Here is a 16777-nt window from a genome sequence, read left to right as displayed (position 1 = left end):
CTTGTTTCGGCCGTGTTTCTCGGCCGTGAACAACAATCCCCGATCTGAGAATCGGGTGTGCTAATTTGATCGCACCAACGGCGGAGACGAAGGAGGGACCCGATGGGCGCGACCAGTCCGCTCTCGATCGTGGCGCGGTCCGCACTCCGGCTGCGGGACGCCGGGCCGGCGACCGTCAGCGACCTCTCCCGCTCGCTCGAGGTCTCTCGCACCTCCGTGGAGAACGCCGTGGCGGTGCTCTCCGACTCCGGACTCCTCGTCGACGCTCCCGCGCAGAACGGCGGCGGCGCGGGGCGCCCGGCCCGCCGCTACTCCTTCCACGCCGCGGCCGGTGTGGTGGTGGGCGTGGACATCGGGGTCGCGAGCGTGCGGGTCGTCGTCGCGGATCTCGCGGGCGTGGTCATCGCCCAGCGGGCGTTCCCCGGCGTCGCGGAGCAGCCGGACGGCCCGGCCAAGCTCGCCGCGGTGATCGACGACGTCCGCGGCACTCTCGCCCCGCTCTCGCTGCCGCGGACCGGTCTGCGGGCGATCGGCGTCTCCCTGCCCGGCATCGTCGACGACGACGGACGGGTCACCACCTCGGTCGTCATCCCGGAGTGGTCCGGCATCGACATCGGCTCGCAGCTGCGTCAGGCGTTCGGCTGCCCCGTGGCCGTCGACAACGGCGTGCGACTCGCGGCCGTCGCGGAGCACCACCTCGGCGTCGCGCAGCTCGTCGACGACGTCATCTACCTGTCCGTCGGCAACCGCATCGCCATGGGCCTCATCCTCGGGGGCCGTCCCCGACGCGGCATCCACAACGCGGCGGGAGACATCGGCCGCCTGGCGTTCCGTGGCCTGAACACCGAGACCGGGCAGATCTCGTGGCGCACCGCCCCGACGGCCGCCGAGGTGTTCGCCCTGGCGCGCACCGGAGAGCAGGCCGCCCAGGAGGAGCTCGACGGCTTCATCGATGAACTCGCCCATGGGATCGCGACCCTGATCATGACGGTCGACCCCGCCATGGTCGTGATCGGCGGCGGACTCTCGGCCGCGCACGAACAGCTGCTCGACCCCCTGCGCGCCGCTCTGCCCGGCCACCTCGGACTGCCGTTCCAGGTGCCCGTCGCGGAGGCACGGCTGGGAGCGGAAGCCGCCGCCCACGGCGCCGTCGTGCACGCGTTCCAGCGGCATCCGGGCGACATCTACGGCATCGAGGACATGCCCGCCCCACCGATCACCCCCCTGCCGCACGACCCCGCGGCCGGCGACGACCCCGAGGAGAAGCAGTGAGCACGTTGAAGGTCGGACTCATCGGCGCGGGCGGGATCTCCCGCGTGCACGCCGACGCCTGGCGGGCGCTCGGCGTGCAGGGCTTCGTCACCTCGAAGGAGGGCGCCGAGGAGATCGCCGCCGAGTACGGCTTCGAGGTCGTGGCCGACGTCGACGCGCTCCTCGAGAAGGTCGACGTCGTCGACATCGTCACCCCCAGCAGCACCCACGCCGACTTCGCCCTGCGCGCGATCGCCCGCAAGCTCGACGTGATCTGCGAGAAGCCGCTCGCCGCGACCGCGGAGGCCGCCGCCGAGGTGACCGCCGCCGCAGCCGCCGCGGGAGTGCGGCTGTTCCCCGCCCACGTCGTGCGCTACATGGGGGAGTACGCCCGGATCAAGGCCGGCATCGACGCCGGGCAGATCGGCACCCCTGCCGTGCAGCGCTTCCGTCGCCTCGGCGCCGCGCCCCAGGCCCCGTGGTTCTTCTCGGAGCGCGCCGGGGGCGGCGTCATCCGCGACCTCATGATCCACGACATCGATCAGGCGCTGTGGTTCGCCGGCCCGGTCGACAGCGTCTACGCCGTGCAGAACCCGCCGACGGTCGACGACCGTGTGCCGGCCCCGGTCACGGCGCACGTCGTGCTGACCCATCGCAACGGGGTCATCAGCCACGTGCACGCGAGCTGGGTGCAGCCCGGCATGCCCTTCCGCACGAGCGTCGAGGTCGCCGGATCCGAGGGGCGCCTGCGCTACGACAGCGCCGAGGACCACACGCTGCGCACCGACGCCGTGCTCGTCGAGGGCGCGACCGACTACCTGCCGCCGATGTCACCGGAGGAGAGCCCGTACTACGCGGAGATCGCCGACTTCGTGGCCGCGATCGCGGAGGGACGCGACGCCGCCGTCACCCCGGAGGACGGGATCCGGGCGGTCGCGGTCGCCGAGGCCGCCTACGCCTCGATCGCCTCAAGAGCCCCGGTCGCCCTCCCCGCTTCGTCCCCCGCCGTCGCCGTCGCCGAGGAGGCCACCCGATGACCGCTCCCCGCCCGCTGCGGATCGCCGTGCTGTCCTTCGCGCACACGCACGCCCTCAGCTACGTGCACGCGCTGCAGCAGATGCCCGACGTCGAGCTGATCGCCGCCGACCCCGACGGCGCCTCCGCCCCGGACGACGCTCCGCGCGGCGCCGCTCTGGCCGCGGAGCTCGGGGTCGCCTACGTCGAGACCTACGAGGACGCCTTCGCGTGGGGCCCCGACGCGGTCGTGGTGGCCGCCGAGAACTCCCGTCACCGCGCCCTCGTCGAGCAGGCCGCCGCGGCCGGCGTGCACGTGCTGTGCGAGAAGCCGCTCGCGACGACCGTCGAGGACGCGATCGCGATGCGCGACGCCTGCAACCGGGCGGGCGTGCTGCTCATGGTGGCGTACCCGGTGCGCTTCTCCCCCGCGGTGCGTGATGCGGTCGCCGAGCTGCGCAGCGGACGCCTCGGGGCGATCCTCGGCGTCACCGGCATCAACAACGGCAAGCTGCCGCAGGACCGGACCTGGTTCACCGACCCCGAGCTCGCCGGCGGCGGTGCCCTGGTCGACCACGTCGTGCACTGCGCCGACCTCCTCGACGAGCTCTTGGGAGAGCGCGCGCAGACCGTCCGCGCGGTGTCGAACAGCATCCTGCACGGGGAGCGCGACCTCGCGGTCGAGACGGGGGGCCTCGTGACGATCCAGTATCCGAGCGGCGTGGTCGCCACGATCGACTGCTCGTGGAGCTGGCCGATGAGCTCGGCGACCTGGGGCGGCCTCACCCTCGAGGTCGTGGCAGAGCGCGGGACCGTGACCGTGAGCCCCTTCGCGAAGGGCGTGGCCGGGCACGATGCCCACGGAGAGACCTGGACCCCGGTCGGGGCCGACCTCGACGCCCTGCTGCTCGAGGAGTTCGTGCAGGCCGTCCGCGGGGGCCGTCAGCCTCAGCCCGACGCCGGTGTCGGCATCCGCACCGTCGAGATCGTGAAGGCCGCCCAGGAGTCCGCGTCCCGCGCCGGCACCCCCATCCCCCTCTAGCCCCGGGGCGTGCGCACGTGCGGGATCGAAAACGCCCCTCCCGCACGCGCCCCCGGCACGGTTCCCATCCCGCACCCCCCCCCGAGTCCCCCGTGCGAGATCAAACCCGCGCCTCCCGCTCTCGTCCCCGGCCCGTTTCCCGTCCCGCACCTGACTCGGGACCCGCGGGTGCGCTTCTCGTCCCGCACGGAGACGGTGCGCGCATGGTCGAGTACCGCCTCTCCCGGACCGGGGTGCCGGCGGAGGGGCATGTATCCGGCACCGCGGGTGTTGCACCGGAGGCCGCAGCGACACGAAGGAGACATCATGCGCATCGACCTCGCCGGGAGAACCGCCCTCGTCACGGGTTCCACTCAGGGCATCGGACTCGCCATCGCCACGACCCTCGCCGACACGGGAGCGCGGGTCGCGGTCAACGGCCGGAACCCCGAGACCGTGTCGTCGGTCATCGCCACGCTGCAGGAGGAGGATCCGGACCGGAACCTCGTCCCAGCGCCGGGCGACGTCACCACGGAGGACGGGGCCGCTGCGGTCCTCGCCGCCACCGGAGACGTGGACATCCTCGTCAACAACCTCGGCATCTTCGGAGCGACCCCCGCGCTCGACATCTCCGACGACGAGTGGCGGCGGTATTTCGAGGTGAACGTGCTCGCCGCCGTCCGGCTCATCCGCGCGACCCTGCCCGGCATGACCGAGCGCGGCTGGGGTCGGGTGCTCGACATCGCCAGCGACTCCGCGGTCGTGATCCCCGCCGAGATGATCCACTACGGGATGTCGAAGACCGCGCTGCTCGCGGTGTCCCGGGGTTTCGCGAAGGAGGCGGCCGGCACGGGCGTGACAGTGAACTCGGTGCTCGCGGGCCCGACCCACACCGGCGGCGTGGAGGACTTCGTGTACTCGCTCGTGGATCCGCAGCTGCCGTGGGAGGAGGCGCAGCGTGAGTTCATGCGCGTGCACCGCCCCCAGTCCCTGCTGCAGCGGCTCATCGAGCCGGAGGAGATCGCGAACATGGTCGCGTACCTCGCGTCCCCGCTCGCCTCGGCGACGACGGGCGCCGCGGTCCGCGTCGACGGCGGTTACATCGACGCCATCATCCCCTGATCCTTCGAATCGCGCACGTGGCGGCATCTCCGGTCGGAATGGGCCATTCGGGCGATTCGAAACGGAGGGGTAAGCTGGCCCCCGGAGAAGCACGGAGAGGCGGTGATGGCGATGTCCGACGATAGTAACGACGCCGCCCTCGCTGCGTCGCGCTTCCCTGCATCTGCGCGTTGAGCTCCCGCTCCGCGTCCGTGCCTCTCGCCTCGCAGTCATCGGCGGCGTCTCCCGCCCCCTGACGAATCCGCACGCAGACCCTGGTCTGCGTGCACCCGCGAGAACGGAGCCGCATCATGGCGCTCATCGACAACGGCGTGTACGTCCACGGACGTCGCGTGGAGACCCCGAAGAACCTGGACGAGACCTACCGGATGCTGGATGCCGCCGGCGGGATCGCGTGGATCGGTCTGTATCGACCGAGTCCCGAGGAGGTCGCCTCGGTCGCCAGGGAGTTCGATCTGCATCCGCTCGCCGTCGAGGACGCGCTCTCGGGGCATCAGCGCTCGAAGGTGGAGCGCTACGGCGACACCCTCTTCGCCGTGCTGCGCCCCGCCCGGTACCGCGACAAGGAGGAGTCGATCGAGTTCGGGGAGCTGCACCTGTTCATCGGCCCCGACTTCGTGGTGACGATCCGCCACGCCGAGTCGCCGAACCTCGCCGCGGTCCGCCGCCGGATGGAGGCGAACCCGGAGCTGCTCGCGATGGGACCGGAGGCGGTGTTCTACGCGATCCTCGACGAGGTCGTGGACGAGTACGAGCCCGTCGTCGCCGGCCTCGAGAACGACATCGACGAGATCGAGGACCAGCTCTTCGGCGACAGCGACGACGACGCCCTCTCCCGCCGCATCTACGAGCTCTCCCGGGAGGTCATCAACTTCCAGCGCGCCGTGCACCCCCTGAGCGGCATGCTGGAGTGGCTGCGCCGCGGGTCGGAGAAGTACCGGATCGACGAGGAGCTGCAGCGCTCGCTCCGCGACGTGCTCGACCACACGATCCGCGTCAACGAGCGCGTGGACTCGTTCCGGGCGATCCTGGAGAACGCCCTCACGGTGCAGTCGGCCCTCGTCGCCCGGCGGCATTCGGAGGCGGGTTTGGCCCAGAACGATGAGATCAAGAAGATCTCCTCGTGGGCGGCCATCATCTTCGCACCCACGCTCGTCGGCACCGTCTACGGCATGAACTTCGACGTGATGCCCGAGCTGCACTGGGCGTTCGGCTATCCGATGGCGATCGGGGCGATGCTTGCCTTCGCCGTCGGCCTGTTCGGGGTGTTCAAGTACAAGAAGTGGTTGTGACGCGCAGGCTGTCACGCCGATTCAGGCCATCGCTTCCGGAAAGCGCCTGAACCGGCGTGACCGCCTGTCTCATCGAACAGCGATCACGGGGAACGCCGGGTCGTCGCCGGAGGTCGCGGAGATCTGCAGCTGGGCCTTCTGCGCCGAGTCCAGCGTGAGGGTCCACCGCAGCCCCCGAGCCGTCCGCTCGACCTCGCCCACCGGCGGCACGGGGACCTCGACATCCGCGAACGCCGTCAGATCGATGTCCACGACAGCCCGTCCTCCCACCGCCCCGGCGTTGGCGAGGTCCAGGACGATCAGCGTGTCCTGCGCGGCTCCCGGCTGCGGGGACAGCTCGACCGAGTAGCCGATCGCCGACTTCGTGTGCACCGAGAACCGGATCGGCGCGGTGGTGGCCGAGGTGTCGGTACCCATGATCGTCCTCGCCACGACCTCGTAGGTCCCCTGCGTCAGCGGCGCGTCCACCGTCCAGGTGCCGTCGTCGCGCACGGTCACGAACCGCAGGAACGGCGTGAGCTCCCCGTCGCGCACGTGCACGCGGACGCGCGAGCCCGGGACGCCGGTACCCGAGATCGTCGTGGTGGTCGCCGCGACCGTGGCTCCGGCCTTCGGGGTGAGGATGGTCGGCGCAGCCGGAGAAGTGCGGATGACGATGGGCGCACGGGCCGCGCCGGCGGTCAGAGTGCTCACGCCCGCAGGGGCATCCGCCGGGATGGGGAACACGGTCGCGAACCGTCCCTGCCCGTCGGTCTGCACCGGCATGGTGGCCGTGCCCACGCGAAGCTCCACACGGCTCCGCGGCGGATACCCGCTGCCCGTCACCCGGAACGGCTGGCCGGTGAGGGCGACACGGGAGTAGACGCCGACAGCGGGGACGGAGGCGCCGATGTCGGCGTCCATGAGGCCTGCGCCCATCCGGTCCGGCCCTTCGTCCGCGACCCCGTCGGCCGTTTCCGTGATACGGCGCGTGACCTCGTCCGGGGTGAGCGTCGGGTCGGCCGCGAGCAGCCGCGCAGCGAGCCCCGCGACGTGCGGAGAGGCCATGGAGGTGCCGGGGAACAGCGCGTAGATCGAGCCGTCGTCCTGACGGGTCACCGCAGACCAGACGACGCCGGGCGCGGTGACGGTGACCGTGCCCGCTCCGTAGTTGGAGAATCGGGCCATGACGACGGCGCCGCTGGTCTCGTCCTGGTCGGCGGCGGCGACCGAGATCACGTCGGGCAGCCCGGCCGGGGCCTTCAGGCAGGAGGCGTCGACCGGCCGCGGCTCGGGTGCACCGTCATTGGGGCTGACGACGTCGGTGGTCATGGTGGCGAGGTCCTGCGCCTCGTTGCCCACGGCGGCGACGCTGACGACGCCCTGCTCATGCGCGTACGCATACGTGCGCCGAAGGGCTTCGAGCGCGGCGGACTGCGTCTCGTCGCCGGCGCACCAGACGTACCAGGGGTCGACGTAGTAGCTGTGGTTCACGACCGGGATGTCGTGCCGGACCGCCCACATCGTGGCGCAGATGCTGGCCTCCGGGTAGATGTGCCCTGTCTGGTTGTCGACCTTGATGGCCGCGACGCGCGCGTCCGGGGCGATCCCCCGGATGCCGGCGCCGTCGGCAGCGCCCGCGATGCTGCCTGCCACGTGGGTTCCGTGGGCCCCGGAGAGTCCCGCTTCCGGAGCCCACGCCGCCGGTCGGGTGTCCGGGACGCCGTTGATGCCACAGCCGACCGAGAGAGCGGGGTCGATGCGGTCGGCGAGGTCGGGGTGCCCCGCATCGATGCCGTTGTCCGCGACCCCGACGACCACACCTGCGCCGCCCGGGGTCGTCGCGCCGACGGCGACCGTGTCCCACGCGGTGCCCTCGGCAGGCATCGCCTCGGGTTCCTCCGTGACGCCTGCCGCGGACTCGGCGGGGTCGGGGAGGCGGTCGGGCGTGGTCGACGTGCGGGTGGGACCGACGGACTGCACCCACGGGAGGTCGCGGAGCTGCGCGGCGAACCCGCCCTCGGGCGCCCGGACGACGGTGACCCCGATCTCCGGGTACGAGATCAGGAACGTCCCTCCCGCGTCGGCGATGGCCGCACGCAGCGTCTCCTCGCTCGGACCGCCGGGGGCGGTGTTCACGACCCAGTTCAGGGCGGGGTGTCGGGGGCGACCTCCGCAGCCGCCGGGAGCGGGGATGACGGGATCGCGAGGGCGAGAGCGACACCGACGGCGAGCGCCACGCCGATGCCGCGGGAGAGGGGACGGATCACAGCAGCCTGCCTTTCGAACGCGGCCCTGGGCCGTCGAGTCGGGATGGTCCAGTGAACAAGAGGCGCGAAGGGGTGTTCGATTACGCGCGACCCTGGGCCGAGGTCGCGGAAGAACCAGGGGCCGCGGAAGGCAGGATGCGCGAGACTGGAAGCATGGCGCTCGAAATCCTCCTGTCCCGCATCGTCGAGAGCGGTCTGCTCGAAGACCCCGTCTCCGAGAACGGTCTCGTCTACGGACGGGCGAGCCTGGACGCCGCCGGCACCGTCGTGAACGTGAACGTGGACCCCGAGCTCGACGGCGACGAGAGCGCGGAGGACATGGATCCGGACGAGCTCGTGGCGGCCATCGCGCGCGTGCTCTCGATGAGCGAGAAGCGGTGGCGGGCGATCGTCGAGGAGGTCGCGCTCGACATCGAGGATGCGGTGGACGAGGAGCCGGTGGTCGAGCAGGTCGACCTGCGGGACGACCTCGAGGCCACGTCGGTCGTGGTGTTCGCGGACGCCGTGCTGCTCGCGTTCGTCGCCCCCCGGCAGTTCCCGGAGTCGCGCATCCTCGTGCAGCTCGATGAGGAGCTGGAGGTCGACGGCATCGAGGTGCGCGAGCCCGACGGCACCGAGGTCATCGACGTCGACACGCTCGACGAGCTGATGGACCTCATCAGCCGCGCCGACCGCGACTGACCCCGCCGACGCGCGGAAACAGGCGAACACGCGAGCACAGGCCACCCCAGAGGAATGGGCCTGCACCCGCGCGTTCGCCTGAGTTCCGGCTAGCGCGCGCTGCCGTAGTAGGTGACGTTGGGGAAGGCGAAACCGTCGCCGTTCCCGTTCCAGACACCGGTGAAGGTGATCACGACCGTCTCACCCGAGGCGAGGGGTCCCTTCCAGTCGATGCTGTCGCCGCTCACGGTGACGGTGCCGCGGTTGGCCGTCACGCTCGACGGGTTCCAGCTGGAATCGTCGAGGATGCCCGCCAGCGTGTATGCGATCTCCGCGTTCGCCGAGTCGACGTTGCCGTTGTTGCCGAACTCCATCCGGTACGTCACGGCCTGGCCCGGCGTCGGGTCGGTCGGGTTCGAGTTGAACGTGTACTGGAAGAACTCACGCTTGACGGTGTCGGTGTCGGTCGCGCAGACGTTCGCCGCGTTACCGGCGACCGCGCAGGCCTGGTTGGTCAGCGCCCCGGGAGGAGCCGACTGGTTGACCTTGGCGTTCACCTTCAGCGTGACCGACTGCCCTGCCTCGAGTGTGCCGAGGTTGGCGGTCACGGTGCGCCCGGAGGCGCTCACCGTCACACCCGACGGGCCGCTGCCCGAGACGAAGTCGAGACCGGCCGGGAGCCGGTCGCTGACCACGACGTTCGTGGCCGCACCGTCGCCGGTGTTCCGCACGACGATGTCGTACGTCAGGTCCTGTCCGAGCTTCACATCACCCTGACCGTCGTCCTTGCTGATCGTCAGCACGGGCGTGGTCTTCTTGGTGATGGTGGTGTCGTCCCAGTCGCAGGCCTGGTTCGTGGCGGTTCCCACGGCGCAGGCGTTGTTGCGCAGGTTCCCGATCGGCGTGGATGCCCCGACGGTCGCCTTCACGGTGATCGTCGAGGACGCGCCAGGAGCGAGCGATGGGATCGTGCCCTGGGCGCGCTGCCCGGTGACCGACACCTGACCGGTCGTGCCAGCGGTGTACGAGGCGGTGATACCGGTGAGCCCGGCCGGCAGGTCGTCGCTGACGACGACGTTGCTCGCCGCAGCGGTGCCGGTGTTGCGCACCACGATGTCGTACGAGAGCTGGTCGCCGATCACGGCGCTGTCGCGGTGATCGTTCTTGTCCACCGTCAGCGCGGGCGCCGTCGGCGTGTCCACGTCGATGTCGATGCTGTGCAGGTCGCTCGGCACCTTCGTCCAGGTCGGCACGAGCCCGAGGAACGCGCCCTTCGAGCGCATGCTGAGCTGGAACTCCACCTTCGAGACGGTGCCGTTGACCTGCACCGTGCCGGTCTTGGCGGCGAAGGAGGTCGAGGTGATCGTGTTCGACGTCACGTCCAGGTTGCCGCTCACGGCGCTGAGGCTCACCCCGGAGGTCTTCAGCGTGTACTTCGCCGAGGACTGCACGACGCCGCCGATGGAGTACACGTCACCGCCGAGGTTGGCGAGGGTGATCTTCGGGTTCGTCACCTGCTGGCCGAAGTCGACCACGACGTTCCCGCGGACGCACTCGATGCCGTTCTTGCAGGGGTAGCCCTCGTTGAGGCCGATCACGTTGAGCCCGAGCTCCCCGCCGTCGCGCACGGTGGCGAGATTGACGACGTCACCGGAGCTCTTGATCTGCACCTTGTCGGTGGTGGTGATGCGGGCCGTCGCTCCGGCGGCCGACGCGGTGCGGGTGTCTCCCGATCCGCTCCAGCCGTTGACGTCGGCCGCCGAGGCGGCGGGGGCACCCGCGAGGGCGCCCGCCGCCAGAGCGGTGAGCACCCCCACGGTCAGCGCACCCCGAAGAAAGGATGTCTTCTTCACAGGTCTCTGTTCCTCCGTGTCTGTCCGGCGCCCGTCACCGGGTCGCCGAGGGACGACGACGCAGCGCGAACGCGCCGGCAGCACCGACGGCGATCACACCGGCACCCGCGAGTCCGACGGCAGGATCGGCCACCGGCACCGGCGGACGCTCGGCGAAGGTGTGGCTGTAGTTGTAGGTGAAGCGGTGGTCGTCGGTGAAGACGCCGCCGGTGTAGAGCACCTTGGCGCTGTTGGTGATCTGCGGACCCCAGTAGTCGGCGTCGACGGTGAACGTCGCCATCGGGGTGACGATGCTGGTGCCGCCGTCGTGCGTGACGTTGAACGTCCAGACGACGTTCCCGCCGACGAGCTGACCGCCGCTGGTCGCCGACGCGAAGGTCGTGTGCGCCGGCACGGGCAGGATCACCTTGTAGACGCCGTCGATCTGCTCGTCGTTGACGAGCTGCACGATCGCGCCCTCCTTGATCTCCGACCCCGGCGTCACGCCCGTCGCGGCCGTCTGGGTGGCTCGACCCAGGTAGCCGCGGGTCGAGGCCTGACCGTCGACGTCTTCCGTGCTGCGGACCGAGGAGATGCCGCCGCTCGATGCGCCGTCGGTGGAGTCGGGCTGGTCGGCGGCCATGGCCCCCTGCGCGCCGAGGAGCGAGCCCCCGACGATCAGCAGGCCGACACCGGCGCTGCACGCGGTCTTGAGGATGCTCTTCATGATGAGCCTCTTTCTTGATGTGGACACGACGAGCAGAGTGCTTCGCCGCGAATGAGACGGTGGGGACGGGGGTCGATTACGCCCGCGGACGGCGAGTATTCCGGCGCTGCGGGGCACGGACGCCGATGATCAGGAGCATCACGACGAGTCCGACGACGTACCCCAGGACGCCGACGAGGGAACCCACGAACACGTGGCTCACCTTGTAGCCCGGATCGAGACCCCAGGTCTGGGTGGCCCAGCCGATCAGGACGAGCCGCAGCATGTTGACCGCGAAGACGATGCCCCACATGGCTGCGAGCCCGCCGAACAGCCGGCTCCACCGCACGCGGGTGAAGGCGAGGATCACCGCGGCGACCACGGTGAGCGGGAGCCCGATCAGGAGTGCTGTGCACTCGACCGTGATCTGCAGAGCGATCAGGTCTCCGGTCGGGGTCCAGACGAGATAGTGCTCGCCGATCGCCGCGCGCTGGCCCTCGACGAACGGCGAGAGCAGCCACGTCGCGACGACCGCCTCGACGGCGCGGAAGGAGGTGTTGACCGCCAGGAGCGCTCCGCCCGCGGCGAGCATCAGCAGGGCCACGACCACCCGCGCGGCACGGTTCGGCGGCGACACCCGATCCAGTCGACGGGCGCGGAGGGCGGGCAGGGTTTCGGTGACGGTGGTCATCAGGCCTCCACGGCGACGGATCCGTTGACGACGACGTGGGCCTCCGCATTGCGGCGTGTCTTGGCCCATCCGTTCTTGCCCCGGACGATGCGCAGGAACGCCCGCGCGATGCAGATGTACATGTAATAGACGTAGAGCCACACCCCGAGCCCCCACCCCAGCGCCGTCAGCCAGCTCGCCTGGGGTTCGCAGCGGATCTTGTAGACGAACCCCCAGACGGCGAACGGGGCGACGGAGAAGGCGAACAGCAGCCCGAGGACGCCGAGGGTGTCGCCGAGCGCGACCTGGAAGAGCTCCGGCTGCTGCACCCAGTACCCGACCTGGGCGCCGAACAGGATGAGGAACGAGAGCCCTCCGAGCATCTGGAGGAAGGGCAGCACGAGGTAGTACACGGTCTCGATGACCCCGGCGTTGTCGACGTACGGCGACTTCACCACTTCGCGGATGTACTTGACGCACTGGATGTTCCCCTGCGCCCACCGGGTGCGCTGCGTGAGCAGACGGCGGATCGAGGGCAGCGCCTCCTGGTTCACGTGCGTGTCGTAGACGTGGCGGACCTGGTAGCCCGCCAGCACGACATGGACGCCCAGCTCGTAGTCCTCGAGCAGGGCGCCGTGCCACGGTTCGCCGAAGGTGTCGCCGATCGCATCGAGCACGGAGAGCCGGGTGAACTGGCCGTTGCCGCCCAGCCCCACGGTCCCGGTCTTCGCCCGGAGCGACTGCATCGCGGCGATGGTGGTGCGGAACTCGAGATCCTGCATCCGCAGCAAGAACCGCGCGAACGTGTTGGCGAACCGCCCGCCGTGCGGGTAGGGCTTCGGGTCGTCGCGGTTCTTCATCCAGACCGCGATCTGCGCTGCCCCCACGCTCTCGTCGCCGAAGATGTCGTCGGCGGCGCAGATCTCGAGGGCGTTGGGCTCCATCTCGCCGTCCGCGTCGATGACGACGACGACGATCCGATCGTGGTCGGCGTCTGCGGGGAGCCAAGCCAGGAGCTGATGATGGGCGGCATTGAGTGCGTCGCCCTTGCCGGTCCGCGCCTCGGGGCGACGGCGCTGAACGAGATGCACGTGCCCGTCGGCCTCGGCCCATCGGGTGACGATCGACGCCGTGGCGTCCTCGCTGTCGTCGTCGATCACCCAGACGTGGGCGCCGGGGAAATCCCGCCGCGCCCGCGACACGGTCGTATCGATCACCGCCTCCTCGTCCCGGCACGGGATGAAGAAGTGCCATTCGAAGCTCGCCGGATCGCCCGGGGTGGTCTTCGGATAACGGAGATAGGGGATGAGGATGAACAGGACGTACGTGACGAACGCGACGCCGAGCAGGACCGTGAACGCGTTGAGCACCGGGAACATCAGGGTGTCCTCTCCGGCGCGGGGTCCTCTTCCGGCGCGACGGACCGACGGATCGGGCGGGGAGCCGGTGCCGACCGCCGCAGCAGGCGGGTGCGCAGGAGCAGCCCCGCCCCCACGGTGACCGCGATGCCCGCCGCCATGACCCAGGTGGTCATCGATTCCGGACCTGTGACGGCGAGGGCGCCGACCGTGGCAAGCGGGGTGGTCAGGGCGTTGCTGTACATCAGGACTCCTCAGTGCGGGTCGAGGCGACGGTGCTGCGGATGTGCGCCGCGATGCGCGCGGTGGCCTGCCCGTCGCCGAAGGGGGACGGCAGGGTGGCGAGTCGGGCGAGGGTCGGCTCCACCGCGCCGAGCAGAGCGGAGGCGGCCGGAGCGAGCTCCTGCGGGGTGACGAGCCGGGTGAAGGCGCCCAGCGCCTCGGGGCGCTCGGTCGAGTCCCGCACGACGAGGACGGGGCGGCCGATCACCGTCGCCTCCTCCTGGATGCCGCCGGAGTCGGAGACCAGCAGAGCGGCGTGGGCGGCGAGCGCCAGGAACCGCTCGTAGGGAAGCGGTTCCTCGGCGATCAGCGCGTCCAGGAGGTGCGTGGCGTCCAACGTGGTGAGCATCGCCCTGGTGCGCGGGTGCACGGGGAACACGACGGGCCACCCCGACGCCGCGATCGCGTTGAACGCGCGGAGGGTGGCCAGGAGGTTCTCCGGAGTGTCCACGTTCTCCTGACGGTGCAGGGTGGCGAGGACGAAGCCGGCAGGCGTCAATCCGAGCCGCGCGAGCTCGTCCGCATCGCCGGCCGCGCCCGCACGCTGGGCGCGCACCGCCTCCACCACCGGATTGCCGGTGACGCGGATGCGCTCCTCGTCGATGCCCTCGGCGAGGAGGTTGGCACGGTTCGCCGCCGTCGCCGCGAACAGGTCGTCGGCGATGTGGTCGACCATCACCCGGTTGTGCTCCTCGGGCATCCGGCGATCGTGCGCCCGCAGTCCCGCCTCGACGTGCCCGAGGCGCACCCCTGCGGCATTCGCGGCGAGAGCGGCGGCGAACGTCGCGTTCGTGTCGCCCTGGACCACGACGTACCGCGGCTCGAAGCGGGTGATGGCCTCGGCGATCTGCTCGGCGGCGCGCCCGATCTGCGCCGCGCGCGGGAGACCGCCGACATGCAGCTGGAGATCGACGCGCTCGATCCCGCAGGACCGGAGGAACACCCGGGACATCCCCGGGTCGTAGTGCTGCCCGGTATGGACGACGAAGGCGGCATCTCCCAGTTCGCGGACGAGCGGAGCGAGCTTGATGATCTCGGGACGGGTCCCGAAGACGATCATGACGGAGCCTTTCGGCAGCGGAACGGACGAAGTGGACTGTGAGAAGTGCATTTCTGGGTACCTCGATCAGCCCCCGGAGGCAGGTCCCCCGTGGCTGACGCGATCAGTGGTTATCGGTGGGTCGCGCGACGCGCGGAGACGATGAGGAGCAGAGCTCCACCCGCCAGCAGCGCGATCGCGGGGAGGACGGAGAGCGGCGTGCCGCCCGTCTGCGCGAGCCCTGCAGCGGCAGGGGCACGGACGACGGTCGCCGCGCACGACCACTGCGCGTCGTCCGCGCAGGCGTGCGTCGCCGACAGCGGCGGCAGCGCGGGCAGGCCGGACAGGTCGTCCGGAACGGCGATCCCGGCCTGGACAGCCGCTGCCCGCAGGCCGGCGATCATCGACTCGTCATAGGCGACGGTGGCGCGGTTGACGACGGTGCCCTCGGCGTCCCGCGGCAGCTGCGCGCGGAGGGTCATCGTGGCCGACTCCCCGGGGCCGAGCTCCGGCACCACCCAGCCCACCCTGTCCTGCACGGCGACGCCCCCGGTCGAGGCGGCGATGAACCGCGCACCGTCGGGCAGGTCGTCGACGACGGGGATCTGCGTCGCGGCACCGGGGCCGACGTTCGACACGGTGATCGTGTAGTCGAGGATGGACCCGGCCGGCGCGGCGGACTGCGCCACGGTCTTGTCGATCTCCAACGAGGCGAGCGGGGCCACCGCGGTCAGGGCGCATGCCTGCTGCGGGTCGTCAGGACACGGGGTGGTCACCGTCGGCGCGGGCGTCCCGTTCGGCGCAGCGGCGGAGTTCTGCACGGTGGCGCGGTTCACGAGCTGGGCCTCGTCGAGCCCTCCCGGCGTCGTGCCGGTCACGTGCAGCACGACCTCGCCGCCGGCCGGGACCTCGGGGAGCGTCCAGTGGACGGCGCCGTCGGCGACCACGCCGCCCTGATCGGCAGAGACCGCGGTCAAGGCGGGCGGAAGGACATCGGTCACGGGGACATCGGTCGCCGGGGCGGTCCCGGCGTTGCCGACGACCAGGGTGTACGACAGCGCTTCGTCATGGCCGGCGACCTGCTTGTCGACGGTCTTCGCGAGCGACAACGCCGGCAGGGCGGCGACGACCGTGGAGGCGCAGGCGACACTCGCGTCGTCCGCACACGGCGTGGAGGACGTGGGCGCCGGCGTCTCGGCCGGGACACCGGCGGGGTTCTCCACCACGGCGCGGTTGACGAGGGTGGTGCCCGCGCCTGCGCGGTCGACGGTCCCGGAGACGTGCAGGGTGCTCGTGCCGCCGGCGGGAAGGGCGTCGATCGTCCAGGCGACCGCGCCGTCGGCGACCACGCCGCCCTGATCGGCCGTCGCATCGCGCAGTCCGGCAGGGAGCGTGTCGGTCACGGGCACCTGTCGGGCCTCCGCCTCGCCGGTGTTCCGGACGGTGATGGTGTAGTCGAGGACGTCGCCCGGTGCGGCCGCGGCCTTGTCGACGACCTTGGCGATCGAGAGTCCGGCGACCTTCGGGTCCGGCGTGGCGGTGGCGGTCACCCCGAGGGCGTAGCCGTCCAGCGCTGCGGTCTGCGTGCCGCCGAGGGCGAAGCGGGCGACATCGAAGACGATCCGGGTGATCTTGGTGCCCGGGACGGTGAAGCTTCCGCAGCCGCCGGGGCGCGAGGCCGCGGTGCAGGAGATCCTCATGTCGCCGCGGGAGTAGCCGTCGCCTCCGTCCACGAAAGTGGCGCCGTCGGAGACGACCGCACGGGTGGCGCCGCCGTCGGCGGAGGCGAAACGGATGCCGTCTGCGACCGAGATCCCGCCGAGCACGGTACCGCCGGTCCCGGCGCCGAACTCGGCGATGTGGATCGCGGGATCGTCGACCGGGCGATCGAACGTGATCGTGAGCTGCCCCTCGCCGCAGCGCGACGACGTCCCGCAGTTCGCGTTCGAGTGGACGTCGAGCGTCGCGAGGTCCTTCGCCGAGACACCGGCCGCGTACATGGCGTCCGTGCCGCTCCAGGAGCTCAGCGTCTTACCCTCGCCGCCGAAGATGCGGGAGCCGCCGGCGAGTGTGGCGGTGGCGATCGTGCCGTCCGGCAGCGTGAACCGGCCGGTGTTCGCGTCGACGATGGTCGCGGCTCCCGTCGCGGCGTCAGCGGGTGCCGCGGCAGCGACGGCGCCCAGGGCGAGCAGCAATCCGAGCACGAAGGCGCCCGATCGTTTCCTCATGGCGATGTGGTTCCAATCTCGATCTCTTCATCCGCTGGTATCCGGAGATGGCG

The 16777-nt window shown here is 71.0% G+C and carries 15 protein-coding genes; 6 read left to right on the top strand and 9 right to left on the bottom strand.

Going from position 1 to position 16777, the window contains the following annotated elements:
* Positions 1 to 102 precede the first annotated feature (102 nt).
* From AC3B5L_RS00990 to corA, 5 genes are all read left to right on the top strand, one after another.
* Positions 103 to 1272: an ROK family transcriptional regulator gene (locus AC3B5L_RS00990; protein ID WP_268777504.1), complete on the top strand. Its 1170-nt coding sequence runs from the start codon at positions 103 to 105 to the stop codon at positions 1270 to 1272.
* Positions 1269 to 2288, top strand: a complete 1020-nt coding sequence (locus tag AC3B5L_RS00985) for a Gfo/Idh/MocA family protein (RefSeq protein WP_490096089.1) — start codon at positions 1269 to 1271, stop codon at positions 2286 to 2288. The genes AC3B5L_RS00990 and AC3B5L_RS00985 overlap by 4 nt, the downstream gene beginning before the upstream one ends.
* Entirely contained in the window at positions 2285 to 3307 is a 1023-nt protein-coding gene (locus AC3B5L_RS00980; RefSeq protein ID WP_490096088.1) for a Gfo/Idh/MocA family protein, read from the top strand. The genes AC3B5L_RS00985 and AC3B5L_RS00980 overlap by 4 nt, the downstream gene beginning before the upstream one ends.
* Positions 3308 to 3613: 306 nt before the next feature.
* Positions 3614 to 4408 (top strand): SDR family NAD(P)-dependent oxidoreductase, encoded by a 795-nt coding sequence (locus tag AC3B5L_RS00975; RefSeq protein ID WP_490096087.1) that lies wholly within the window; start codon positions 3614 to 3616, stop codon positions 4406 to 4408.
* A gap of 290 nt (positions 4409 to 4698) precedes the next feature.
* Positions 4699 to 5700 (top strand): magnesium/cobalt transporter CorA, encoded by a 1002-nt coding sequence (corA, locus tag AC3B5L_RS00970; RefSeq protein ID WP_187662923.1) that lies wholly within the window; start codon positions 4699 to 4701, stop codon positions 5698 to 5700.
* A 69-nt stretch (positions 5701 to 5769) separates the two neighbouring features.
* On the opposite strand, the gene AC3B5L_RS00965 is transcribed toward corA, so the two are convergent.
* Entirely contained in the window at positions 5770 to 7818 is a 2049-nt protein-coding gene (locus AC3B5L_RS00965) for a S8 family peptidase (protein ID WP_490096086.1), read from the bottom strand.
* Between the two features lie 8 nt (positions 7819 to 7826).
* Positions 7827 to 7949, bottom strand: coding sequence for a hypothetical protein (locus AC3B5L_RS00960; RefSeq protein ID WP_490096085.1), 123 nt, complete (start codon positions 7947 to 7949; stop codon positions 7827 to 7829).
* A gap of 153 nt (positions 7950 to 8102) precedes the next feature.
* Between AC3B5L_RS00960 and AC3B5L_RS00955 the strand changes: the two genes are divergently transcribed.
* Entirely contained in the window at positions 8103 to 8630 is a 528-nt protein-coding gene (locus AC3B5L_RS00955) for a cytochrome C5 (protein ID WP_259951761.1), read from the top strand.
* 89 nt (positions 8631 to 8719) lie between these two features.
* On the opposite strand, the gene AC3B5L_RS00950 is transcribed toward AC3B5L_RS00955, so the two are convergent.
* From AC3B5L_RS00950 to AC3B5L_RS00920, 7 genes are all read right to left on the bottom strand, one after another.
* Positions 8720 to 10462 carry a DUF7927 domain-containing protein gene (locus AC3B5L_RS00950; RefSeq protein ID WP_490096084.1) on the bottom strand — a complete coding sequence of 581 codons (1743 nt, stop codon included), beginning with the start codon at positions 10460 to 10462 and terminating at the stop codon, positions 8720 to 8722.
* A 34-nt stretch (positions 10463 to 10496) separates the two neighbouring features.
* Complete coding sequence (locus AC3B5L_RS00945; RefSeq protein WP_187662919.1) at positions 10497 to 11168, bottom strand: hypothetical protein; 672 nt, start codon at positions 11166 to 11168, stop codon at positions 10497 to 10499.
* 76 nt (positions 11169 to 11244) lie between these two features.
* Entirely contained in the window at positions 11245 to 11838 is a 594-nt protein-coding gene (locus AC3B5L_RS00940) for an exosortase/archaeosortase family protein (RefSeq protein WP_187662918.1), read from the bottom strand.
* A complete protein-coding gene (locus AC3B5L_RS00935) occupies positions 11838 to 13196 on the bottom strand; it encodes an XrtP-associated glycosyltransferase (protein ID WP_490096083.1) in 1359 nt (452 codons plus the stop codon). Before AC3B5L_RS00935 ends, AC3B5L_RS00940 begins: the two co-directional genes overlap by 1 nt.
* Positions 13196 to 13420: an LPXTG cell wall anchor domain-containing protein gene (locus tag AC3B5L_RS00930; protein ID WP_490096082.1), complete on the bottom strand. Its 225-nt coding sequence runs from the start codon at positions 13418 to 13420 to the stop codon at positions 13196 to 13198. The genes AC3B5L_RS00935 and AC3B5L_RS00930 overlap by 1 nt, the downstream gene beginning before the upstream one ends.
* Positions 13420 to 14517 (bottom strand): non-hydrolyzing UDP-N-acetylglucosamine 2-epimerase, encoded by a 1098-nt coding sequence (gene wecB / locus AC3B5L_RS00925; RefSeq protein ID WP_490096081.1) that lies wholly within the window; start codon positions 14515 to 14517, stop codon positions 13420 to 13422. Before wecB ends, AC3B5L_RS00930 begins: the two co-directional genes overlap by 1 nt.
* A 110-nt stretch (positions 14518 to 14627) precedes the next feature.
* Entirely contained in the window at positions 14628 to 16724 is a 2097-nt protein-coding gene (locus AC3B5L_RS00920; protein WP_490096080.1) for a DUF11 domain-containing protein, read from the bottom strand.
* Between the last annotated feature and the right edge of the window lie 53 nt (positions 16725 to 16777).

Source organism: Microbacterium sp. C-MGS6 (assembly GCF_058140415.1).
This window is presented reverse-complemented; position numbering and strand designations above follow the sequence as displayed.